The 11,077-nt window shown below is 73.1% G+C and carries 7 protein-coding genes and 1 pseudogene; 7 read left to right on the top strand and 1 reads right to left on the bottom strand.

Annotated elements, in window-relative coordinates; genetic code table 11:
• The 3 genes and pseudogenes from AB0C20_RS31790 to AB0C20_RS31780 form a co-directional block, all read left to right on the top strand.
• Positions 1-220: pseudogene (locus AB0C20_RS31790) on the top strand (hypothetical protein); the annotation flags it as partial.
• 109 nt (positions 221-329) lie between these two features.
• Positions 330-1,214, top strand: a complete 885-nt coding sequence (locus AB0C20_RS31785) for an NAD kinase (protein WP_196927235.1) — start codon at positions 330-332, stop codon at positions 1,212-1,214.
• Between the two features lie 158 nt (positions 1,215-1,372).
• Complete coding sequence (locus tag AB0C20_RS31780) at positions 1,373-5,092, top strand: S8 family serine peptidase (protein ID WP_357569371.1); 3,720 nt, start codon at positions 1,373-1,375, stop codon at positions 5,090-5,092.
• 78 nt (positions 5,093-5,170) lie between these two features.
• Here AB0C20_RS31780 and AB0C20_RS31775 read toward each other — a convergent pair whose 3' ends face one another.
• Complete coding sequence (locus AB0C20_RS31775; RefSeq protein WP_357189338.1) at positions 5,171-6,190, bottom strand: helix-turn-helix domain-containing protein; 1,020 nt, start codon at positions 6,188-6,190, stop codon at positions 5,171-5,173.
• Between the two features lie 89 nt (positions 6,191-6,279).
• Here AB0C20_RS31775 and recN point away from each other — a divergent pair, with 89 nt between their 5' ends.
• The 4 genes from recN to AB0C20_RS31755 all read left to right on the top strand — a co-directional run.
• Positions 6,280-8,037: a DNA repair protein RecN gene (gene recN, locus AB0C20_RS31770; protein ID WP_357189360.1), complete on the top strand. Its 1,758-nt coding sequence runs from the start codon at positions 6,280-6,282 to the stop codon at positions 8,035-8,037.
• Between the two features lie 119 nt (positions 8,038-8,156).
• The gene (gene steA, locus AB0C20_RS31765) at positions 8,157-9,335 is read left to right on the top strand and encodes a putative cytokinetic ring protein SteA (RefSeq protein ID WP_091407271.1); all 1,179 of its coding nucleotides are present in this window, start codon (positions 8,157-8,159) and stop codon (positions 9,333-9,335) included.
• 27 nt (positions 9,336-9,362) lie between these two features.
• Entirely contained in the window at positions 9,363-10,307 is a 945-nt protein-coding gene (locus AB0C20_RS31760) for a copper transporter (protein ID WP_124854822.1), read from the top strand.
• Between the two features lie 67 nt (positions 10,308-10,374).
• Positions 10,375-11,077: hypothetical protein (locus AB0C20_RS31755; protein WP_357569370.1), on the top strand; the 703-nt coding region annotated here is incomplete at its 3' end.

The raw sequence follows: 11,077 nt of genomic DNA, 5'->3' as shown, positions 1-11,077 counted from the left end.
AGAGTTGCGCTTCTTCACCTCCTACGAGATCGAGCAGGACTGGGACTTCATGTTCGTCGAGGCGCACGAGGTGGGTAGCGACGACTGGACGACCCAGTTGCGCCGGGGCGCACCGGCGGCCGACCCGGAGCGGGTGCGGGCCGTGGTGGCGGCCGGGCCGGATGGCTCGACGATGGCCGGCGAGGTGCCGGACGTGGCGGCGGAGGAGGTCGCAGGGTGAACGCGCGCAGTGAGGGCGCCGCAACGGGCCACGCGGTGACACGCGGCCGTGCCGAGGTGTCGGCGTCGGTGGTGCGACGCCGCCCGGTCCGGCGTGGGCGGGTGGCCCGATGAGCCGGACCGCGCTGCTGGTGACCCACACCGGTCGTCGGCGCAGCACGGAGCACGCCCGGTCGGTTGCCGCCGACCTGATCGACGCCGGTTTCGAGGTACGGGTGGTCGCCGACGAGGCCGACGACCTCGACCTGCCTGGCGTGGTGCCGGTCGCCGGCCCGCAGGCCGCCGAGGGCGCCGAGATCGTCTTCGCGCTCGGTGGGGACGGCACCTTCCTGCGCGCCGCCGAGCTGGCCCGGCCTGCGAAGGCGCCGCTGCTCGGCATCAACCTCGGCAAGGTGGGCTTCCTGGCGGAGGCGGAGATCGATGACCTGGACACCGCCGTCCGGGACGTCGTCGGCCGTAACTACACGGTCGACGAGCGGCTGACCCTCGACGTCACGGCCGAGTTCGACGGTGGGCCGACCATCGAGTCCTGGGCGCTCAACGAGATCAGCATCGAGAAGGGCGAGCGGGCCCAGATGCTGGAGCTGCTCGTCGACGTGGACGGCCGGCCGCTGTCGCGCTACGGCTGCGACGGTGTCGTCTGTGCCACCCCCACCGGCTCCACCGCGTACGCGTTCTCCGGTGGCGGGCCGGTGGTCTGGCCGGAGGTGGAGGCGCTGCTGCTGGTGCCGATCAGCGCGCACGCGTTGTTCAGCCGCCCGTTGGTGACGGCCCCGACGTCCACCTTCGTGATCACCGTCGATCCGTTCACCACCCTCGCCGTGCTCTCCTGCGATGGTCGGCGCGTCTACGACCTGCCGCCTGGCGCGCGGGTGACGGTGCGCCGGGGCGCCCTGCCGGTGCGCATCGTGCGGTTGCGCCCCCGCCCGTTCACCGATCGGCTGGTGGCCAAGTTCGCCCTCCCGGTGCACGGTTGGCGCGGCAGCCGCCGGTGACCGTGGCACACACTGTCGGTGGACGTGGGTTGTCCACCTGGCGACATGTCGCCGCTGCGGCGGTGGGCGACTAGTGACCTGGTGACACGCTCCGACGCAGACTCCGATCGGCCCTCGTCTACGGATGGTGGGCCTTAAGGAGTAGAGGAGCCCATCGCATGCACTGGTCCCCACGCTGGCTCGCCGTCGGCGCGGTCGGCGCGTTGGTGGTCGGCGTCGCCGCACCGGCGTCCGCCGACCCGCCCGCCCGGCCCACCGGCCCGACGTCGGGCACGCCCGCCCAGCACGCACCCGTCCGCATCACCCTGATCACCGGCGACCAGGTCGAGCTCGCGCCCGCGGCGCCGGGCCGGGTCGCCGCCACTGTCCGCCCGGGACCCGGGCGCGAGCGCGTCATCTTCCAGACAGTGGAGGTCGACGGCCGGCTGCGGGTGCTGCCCAGCGACGCCCTGCCCTACGTTTCGAGCGGGGTCCTCGACGCCAACCTGTTCGACGTGCAGGAGTTGGCCGCCGACGGATACGGCGACGCCGCGCAGGGCGCGTTGCCACTGATCGTGCGCTACCAGGAGCAGGCGGCCGGGCGGGTCAAGCCGCTTGCCGGTGCCACCGACGCCCGGCCGTTGGAGAGCATCAACGGCGCGGCGCTGCGGGTCGGCAAGGGGGCCCTCGGCAACCTGTGGACCACGCTCGCCGGTACGCCGGCCAGCCGGACCACGACTGCCGCCGCGCCCCGGCTGGGTGCTGGCATCGCCCGTATCTGGTTGGACGGGAGAGTCCGCCCGGCGCTGGAGCACTCCGTGCCGCAGATCGGCGCCCCGACGGCCTGGGCGGCCGGGCGCGACGGTGCCGGCGTGAAGGTGGCGGTGCTCGACACCGGCGTCGACGCCACCCACCCCGACCTGGCCGGTCGGATCGTCGAGGCGCAGGACTTCTCCGGCAGCGGCAGCGCCCGCGACGGGCACGGCCACGGCACCCACGTGGCCGCCACCATCGCCGGCACCGGGGCGGCGTCCGACGGGTTGCGCAAGGGCGTCGCCCCGGGCGCGCGGTTGCTGGTCGGCAAGGTGCTCGACGACGGTGGCTCGGGCTACGACTCGTCCATCATCGCGGGCATGGAGTGGGCCGCCCACTCCGGCGCGAAGGTGGTCAGCATGAGCCTCGGCGGCGACCCGACCGACGGTACCGACCCGATGAGCCAGGCGGTGAACGACCTGACCGCTGAGACCGGTGCGCTGTTCGTTGTCGCCGCCGGCAACTCGGGCGCCGCGCGTACCGTCGGCGCGCCCGGCGCGGCCGCGGCGGCGCTCACCGTCGGCGCTGTGGACCGTGCCGACAACCTGGCGGAGTTCTCCAGCCGGGGCCCACGCCTCGGCGACAACGGCCTCAAGCCCGAGATCACCGCGCCGGGCGTCGGCATCGTCGCCGCTCGGGCCGCCGGCACCGCCATGGGTACGCCGGTGGACGACGCGTACACGACCGCGTCCGGCACCTCGATGGCCACGCCGCACGTGGCCGGAGCGGCGGCGATCCTCGCCCAGGAACACCCCGACTGGCCGGCCGGGAAGCTCAAGGACGCGCTGGTCAGCACCACGAAGGCGAACCCGGCGCTGACCGTCTTCGAGCAGGGCGGTGGTCGGGTCGACGTGGCCCGGGCGCTCGGCCAGCGGGTGTACGCCTCGGCCACCGCAGACTTCGGTCGGATCTCCACCGGCGGTGCCGCGGTCGAGCGGACCGTGACGTACACCAACGGCGGCACGGCCCCGCAGACCCTGCGGTTGGCCCTGGAGCTGCGCAACCTGGACACCCGGGCGGCCGAGACCGACGGGGTCGCGGTCGGCGGCGTCGAGGTGACAGTGCCGGCCGGCGGCAGCGTCGCCGTGCCGCTGCGGGCGGACCCGGCGAAGTTGGACCGGGGTGTGCACAGTGGCTGGCTGGTGGCGACAGGCGCGGACGGCGTCGCGGTGCGCACCGCTGTCGCGTTCACCGTCAGCGGTCCCGTGCACCACCTCACCATCAAGCTGCTGGACCGGCAGGGTCAGCCGGGCCTCTCGCCGGGGTTGACAGTCTTCGGTGAGCAGCCCGAGTCGGACTTCTGGGGCCTGTGGGGTGGCGAGGGCACCCTGGAGGTCGAGGAGGGCACGTACGTGCTGACCGCGCTGATGACGCACGGCGTCCCCCTGGACGAGCAGATGACCCAGATCATCGAGCCGGAGGTGACAGTCGACCGGGACCTGACAGTGGTGCTCGACGCGCGCAAGGGCACGCCGGTGCGGATCGAGACGCCGAAGCCCAGCGAGCAGCGGGCCACGCTCAGCTACTACGTCCATCGGGTGCTGGGCAATGGCCGGCAGATCGACCACGGCGTGATGGCCTACAGCACCGTAGAGCAGGTCAACGTCACACCGACCCGCCAGGTGCGCCAGGGCGAGTTCGAGTTCGCCTCGCGGTGGCAGCTCGTCGCGCCCATGGTGGACGCGACGATCAGCGGGGTGTCCGGTCCGTCGGACATCAACCTGCTGGGCACGTCGCCGGCGCCGACCGGTCGGCGGAAGCTGCCGCTGGTCTGGGCCGGCACCGGCACCCCCGCCGAGCTGACCCGGGTGCGGGGCACCGCCGTGCTGCTCGGCGCCGACCCGAACCGCTCGGAGGAGGAGCAGGTGTCCGCCGCCGCGGCGGCCGGCGCCGCCGCGGTGCTGGTCGTCCGGCCGGAGGACCAGAGCGCGTGGACGGTCTGGCGGCCCACCGGAGAGCGGCTGCCGATTCCGTCGATGGTGGTCGCGTACGACGACGGGCAGCGGCTGATCGCGGCGGCGCGCAAGGGTCGGGCGACGCTGGACCTGACGCTGACAGTGGACAGCCCGTACCTGTACGACGTCTGGCAGGTGTCGAAGGGTCGGGTGCCGGAGCGTGTCGTGCACACGGTGACCGCGAAGAACACCGCCGAGGTGACAGCGAGCTACGGCGACATGGGTGCGGGTTGGGCCACCGAGGAGCGGTTCGGCTGGCGTCCGTGGCAGGAGTACGCCTGGAACGACGATCAGCGCATGGTCCGCAACGGCACCACCCGGCAGGAGTTCGTCAGCGCCGGGGACTCCTGGTGGCAGCAACGGGTGCTGCACAAGCAGATGTTCATGCAGTGGGGGCAGTTGGCCGGTGGTCTGACCCAGCAGCCCCGGCGCTACGCGGCCGACGACCGGGTGACCGAGACCTGGCACGCGCCGGTGCTCCGCCCGGCCGTCCCGGCCCGTGGGGCGCCGGTGCCCACCCGCACCGGTGACAACCTGGAGTTGCGGGTGCCCGAGTTCGTCGACGCCCAGGGGCACTACAGCGTGGCCGGCGAGAGCGAGGAGTCGGACACCGTCACGGTACGGGTCAGCCGCAACGGGCAGCAGATCGCGGACCTCTCCGACGGCTGGGCGTCGGTGCCCACGACCGCCGGGGGCGCCCGCTACCGCCTGGACGTGAGCACCCAGCGGTCCTCGGCCGAGTGGTCTTACGGCACGCGGACCGACACGGCCTGGGAGTTCACCTCGGCCCGACCGGCGGGCGACGCCGCCACGGCGTTGTCGCTGCTCCAGGTGGACTACCGGGTGCCGGCCGACCTGCGCGGCACGGTACGCGGCAACCGGCCGCACCAGCTCGGGCTGACCCTGCGGCAGCCGGCCGGGGTGCCGGCGCCGACCGGTGCCGGCGTCCGGGTGCAGGTCTCCTTCGACGGGGGCGTCACCTGGCGCAACGCGCCGACCACGGGGTCGGGCACCCGGTACACCGCGACGGTGCCGGCGGGGCGCGGAACGGTGTCGCTGCGGGTGCACGCCGCCGACCGGGCCGGGAACACCGTCGACCAGACGGTGCTCCAGGCGTACGGGCTGCGCTGATCGGGCGGGCGGGGCGGCCTGGCCGTTCCGCCCCGCCGGTTCAGGGTCCGCCGTCGGTCGACGGCGGACCCTGACGCGTCAGAGCCAGCCGCGTCGGGCCACCTGGAACGCCAACCCGGGCCGGGTGTCCACGCCGGCGGCGGCCATCAGGTCGGCGATGCGCCGTTGCACTGTCCGTCGGCTCACCCCGAGCTGTGAGGCGATGGACTTGTCCGGTACGCCCGCCACGAACAGCGACAGCAGCCGGGCCTCGTCGGCGTCGGGCTGGTAGCCGTCGCCCGGCTGGTCGGCGGGTTCCGGCCGTCGAGTCTCGGGGGCCGCGACGGCGAGGGGGTCGTCGAGGCGCAGTCGGGTGGCTACCCGCCAGTGGCTCTCGAAGAGGGCGAGCAGCGCGTCGAGCAGTTGGCTGCGGCCGATCACGGCGGCGCTCGGTTCGCCGCCGTCGCGGTCGGGCACCAGCGGGCAGATGGCCGTGCGGGCGTCCACGATGGCCAGTCGGACCGGCAGCCGGTCCAGGACGCGGGCCTGCTCCCCGGCGGCGACCCCCTTGGCCAGGTCGGCCAATGCGCCCGGCTCCAGCAGCAGGTCACGCTCGTAGATGGCCCGGTAGCTCACCCCACGGGCCAGCGCGTCGAACTCCTCGACATTCTCCGGGCCGGCCATGGCGAGGGGATTGGCCCGGCAGAACCAGAGCACCTCGGTACGCGCCGAGTTCTGCAGGTCGCGCAGGCGGTCCCGAAGAACCCGGGCGCCGGTGATCACCTCGACCAGGTGGTCGACGTGGTGTCGGCGCAGTCCGGAGCGGTACTCCTCGGCCAGTTGGGTGACCAGTCGGCGGGCCGACTCCAGGTCCTCCTGACGCCGCAGCAGCGTCCCGCCGAGGGCGACGTCCGGGGCGGTCGGGCGCAGCGGGGCATCCGGGTCGTTGTCGCTGCGCTGCACGAGGCCCTTGCCGCGCAGTGCCTCGACCTGGGCGACGACCTGCTCACGGGGTCGGTGCAGGCGGCCGGCCAACTCGTCGATGCGGGCCGTGGTGAGCTGGAGCAGGCAGCGGTAGAGCTCCTCCTCAGCCGAGGTCAGGCCGATCACGTCCAACACGGGGCAGAACTGTACGTCGGCCGGGTACGGGCCGCGCCCGGGCCCGTCGGCTGGTCAAGTGTCGGGCCTCGCGTCTAATGTTCGTGGCTGTGCTGGAAGAGCTGCGCATCACCGGGCTGGGCGTCATCGAAGACACCACGCTGCCGTTGACCGGCGGCATGAACGTCATCACCGGCGAGACCGGTGCGGGCAAGACGATGGTGGTCACCGGCCTCGGCCTGCTCTTCGGCGGTCGGGCCGACGCCGGGCGGGTCCGCGCCCAACCCGGTCGTGCGGTGGTGGAGGGGCGTCTGCGGCTGCACGGGCGGGTCGCCGACGCCGTGCACGCGCGGATCATCGAGGCCGGCGGCGAGCCCGACGAGGACGGCTCGGTGCTGTTGAGCCGCACTGTGACGGTGGAGGGGCGCTCGCGCGCCCACGTCGGCGGCCGGAGCATGCCGGTGTCGATGCTCGGTGAGGTCGGCGAGCAGGCGGTTGCCGTGCACGGCCAGTCCGACCAGCTGCGGTTGCTGCGCCCGGCCGAGCAGCGGGCCGCACTGGACCGGTTCGCCGGCCCCGCGCACGAGAAGCTGCTTGACGCGCTGCGCGAGGCGTACACGGGATGGCGTCGGGTCGTCGACGACCTGGCCGACCGTCGGCGCAACGCCCGCGAGCGCAACCAGGAGGCCGACCTGCTGCGGTTGGGCCTCGACGAGATCACCCGGGTCGATCCGCAGCCCGGTGAGGACGACGAGCTGAAGACCGAGGCGCAGCGGTTGGAGCACGCCGAGGGCCTGCGCACGGCCGCGCAGATCGCCCAGCAGTGCGTGGCCGGTGGTGCGGAGGCCGCCGAGGAGACTCCGGACGCGGCGGCGCTGCTCGGCACCGCCCGGCGGACCCTGGAGGCGCAGTCCGGCACCGATCCGGCGCTCGGTGAGCTGGCGGCCCGCCTGGAGGAGGCGGCCACGCTGGTCACCGACGTGTCCGCGGAGCTGTCGGCGTACCTGGCGACGCTGGACGCGGACCCGGCCCGGTTGCAGCACGTCTACGAGCGGCGGGCGGCGCTGCGCGCGTTGACCCGCAAGTACGCCGACGACGTCGACGGGGTGATCGCCTGGGCCGATCGGGCGCGCACCCGACTGTCCGACCTGGACATGTCCGACGACGTGCTCGACGAGTTGGAGCGGGAGGGCCAGCGGCTCGCCGTGGAGGTGGCCGACCTGGCCGGGCGGGTGTCGACCTCCCGGCAGGAGGCGGCGATCCGCTTCGCCGACCAGGTCACCGTCGAGCTGGCCGGGCTGGCGATGCCGCACGCGCGGATCGAGGTGGCGGTGCTGCCCCGTCCGGCCGGGCGTGCCGAGCCGACGCTTGCGGTCAACGGCGTCGAGGTGGGTGTCACGTCGGACGGCGGTGACGAGGTGGAGCTGCGGTTGCTGGCCCACCCCGGCGCGCCGTCGCTGCCGTTGCAGCGCGGCGCCTCCGGCGGTGAGCTGTCCCGGGTGATGCTCGCCATCGAGGTCGTGTTCGCCGGCTCCGGTGGCCCGCCGACGTTGGTCTTCGACGAGGTCGACGCGGGGGTCGGCGGGCAGGCGGCGGTGGAGATCGGCCGCCGGCTGGCCCGACTGGCCCGCAGCCATCAGGTGCTGGTGGTCACTCACCTGCCGCAGGTGGCCGCGTTCGCCGACCGGCACCTGGTGGTGGCGAAGGACACCGGCGGCGCGGTGACGACAAGCGGGGTGCGGGTGGTGGAGGACACCGAGCGGGCTCGGGAGTTGGCGCGCATGCTGGCGGGTTTGCCCGATTCAGATCTGGGTATCGCCCACGCCGAGGAGCTTTTGGCAGTGGCCGCCAAGGAAAGGCGGTTGTGACGCCGCGTATTGTGAGCGCAAGCACACCGGCTTGTGCCGGTGTGTGCTTCCCTGGGTAGGCGGCCCTGCTCAGGCATGTCGCGACAGAAAAGCCTGCCTCACATGCCAGGATGGTCACGATGCGTCTACCCACGTTGCGCCGGAACCGGAACTCCGAACCGGGCAGAGTCCTCGGCACCGCGCGCCTTGATCGCCGGACGAAACGCCTGGTCGGTCGGCTGCGCCCCGGTGACATCGCGGTCATCGACCACGTCGACCTGGACCGGGTGGCGGCCGACTCGCTCGTCGCCGTCGGGGTCGCGGCGGTGCTCAACGCCAAGCCCTCGGTCTCCGGCCGTTACCCGAACCTCGGCCCGGAGGTGTTGATCGCCGCCGGCATTCCGCTCCTCGACGACCTGGGCGAGGGCGTCTTCGAGCGCATCCGCGAGGGCGACCAGGTGCGCATCGAGGGCAACACGGTCTTCGCCGGTGACGAGCCGGTGGCCCACGGCAGCCTTCAGGACGCCGAGTCGGTCGGCAAGGCGATGGCGGACGCCCGGGAGGGTCTGTCGGTGCAGTTGGAGGCGTTCGCCGCCAACACGATGGACTACCTGCGTCAGGAACGCGACCTGCTGCTCGACGGTGTCGGGGTGCCGGACATCGAGACCCAGATGCAGGGTCGGCACTGTCTGATCGTGGTGCGCGGCTACGACTACAAGGCCGACCTGGACGTGCTGCGCCCGTACATCCGGGAGTTCAAGCCGGTGCTCATCGGCGTCGACGGCGGCGCGGACGCCCTGGTCGAGGCTGGCTACACCCCCGACATGATCATCGGGGACATGGATTCGGTCACCGACGACGTGCTGCGCTGCGGCGCCGAGGTGATCGTGCACGCGTACCCGGACGGGCGCGCGCCCGGCCTGCCCCGGGTCAACGGCCTGGGTGTGCCGGCGATCACCTTCCCGGCCGCGGCGACCAGCGAGGACCTGGCCATGCTGCTCGCCGACGAAAAGGGCGCCTCGCTGCTGGTCGCGGTCGGCACCCACGCCACCCTCGTCGAGTTTCTCGACAAGGGCCGCGGCGGGATGGCCTCGACGTTCCTGACCCGGCTGAAGGTCGGCGGCAAGCTTGTCGACGCCAAGGGGGTGAGCCGGCTCTACCGGCAGAGCATCTCCGGCTCGTCGCTGCTGCTGCTGGTGCTGTCGGCGATCGCGGCGATGGCGTCCGCGGTGGCCGTGTCGACAGTCGGGAAGGCGTACCTGGGCGTGGTCGCCGAGTGGTGGGACAATTTCGTGTTCCAGCTGTACCGGCTTTTCTAGTTCCCGACCGATCAAGAGGCTGCAAGCGTGATCAACTTCCGCTACCACGTGGTGTCCCTCACCGCGGTCTTCCTGGCTCTGGCGATCGGCCTGGTGGTCGGCACAGCCGCCCTCAACGGCCCGGTCGCCGACTCGCTCAAGGAGCAGGTCACCGGGCTACGCAAGGACAACCAGCAGTGGCGTCAGACGGTCAGCAACATGGAGAAGCAACTGGCGCTGGAAGAGGAGTTCGCCGAGGAGACCTCCCAGATCCTCCTGCCGGGCACCCTCACCGCGCGTCGGGTAGCGGTTCTCAGCCTGCCCAACGGGCGTGACCACACCGAGAACGTGCTCAAGAAGCTTCAGCAGGCCGGGGCCACCATCACCGGCCAGGTCGACCTGCAGGACAAGTTCATCAACCCGGACAACAACTCCAACCTGCTGGAGTTGGCCGTCACCGCCGCCCGCCCGACCGCGCAGACCACCGGCCTGCCGGGCAACGGGCACGGCGTGGAAACCTCCAGCGCGCTGCTGGCCAGTGTCCTGCTGGACCGGCCCCAGGGCGTCGCGCCGGTCAGTGACGCCGACCGTCGGGCGGTGCTCGCCGCCTACAACAACGCCGGCTACCTGACCACCGACAGCAACAAGGTCACCGCCTCGGCGGAGGCGGTCGTCGTGGTCAGCGGTCAGCCGTACGTCGACAAGGACTCCGACAAGCGGGACGAGTCGGTGGTCAAGATCGCCGAGCAGTTCGACCGCACCGGGGCGATCGTGGTGGCCGGCAACGGTTCCGTCGGCGGCAACCTGGTCGGCGTGGTGCGCGGCGACCCGGTGCTCGCCCAGACCATCTCCACGGTCGACAACGCCAACACCGTGCAGGGCCAGGTGGTCACCACCCTTGCCCTGGTGCAGCAGCTCACCGAGAAGAAGGCCGGGCAGTACGGCGTCGGCGACAACGCCGCCTCCGGCCTGTTGCCTAGACTGCCCCAGTGAGCGAACGACGTACCCCCGTGTCCGGATCCGACCAGGTGGCGCGTGACCGAGCCCGCGAGGTGACGGCGTGAGCGCCCTGGGCCGGCTGTTGATCGCCGGCGCGGGTGCCGCGGCGGCCCGCTACGCGCTGCGTGAGGTGCGCACCTCGCCGGCCGGGCCCGCGTTGGAGCGCACCAACTTCCGTGGCCGCACGGTCAGCCTGGCCGCCGGGCCGGCGCTCGCCGCCGGCGCGGCCGCCGCCGGCGCGTTCGGTGCCACCGGCGGCGCCGCCGGTGGGGCCGCCCTGGTCGCCGGTCTCGGGGCGGGCGGCGTCGGCCTGTACGACGACGTGGTCGGCGCGCGGCCGGAGCAGAAGGCGGCCAAGGGCTTCGCCGGTCACCTCGCCGCGCTACGTGAGGGGCGGGTCACCGCCGGTCTGGTCAAGGTCGTCGGGGTGGGTGCCGCCGGGCTGGGTGCCGCCGCGCTGCTCGCCGCCGACCCCCGGGTCGCCGCGCACCCGCGCCGGCAGCGGCACGGCGCGTTCGGCCGGGGTGTCGACGTGCTGCTCGGTGCCGGCGTGATCGCCGGCACGGCCAACCTGCTCAACCTGCTCGACCTGCGGCCGGGCCGCGCCCTCAAGTCCGGGCTGCTGCTCGCCGCGCCGCTGACCGGCGGCCCGCAGGGCGGGATCGCCGCGGGCGCTGACGCACCGGACGGCACCGACTACCGCACCCGGACCACAGGGGTCGCACCGGCGCGGCCAGGGCTCGAGGTACGCGTCATCGAGGCGG

It is taken from the genome of Micromonospora sp. NPDC048843 (assembly GCF_040649965.1).
Classification (GTDB): Bacteria; Actinomycetota; Actinomycetes; order Mycobacteriales; family Micromonosporaceae; genus Micromonospora; species Micromonospora hortensis.
This window is presented reverse-complemented; position numbering and strand designations above follow the sequence as displayed.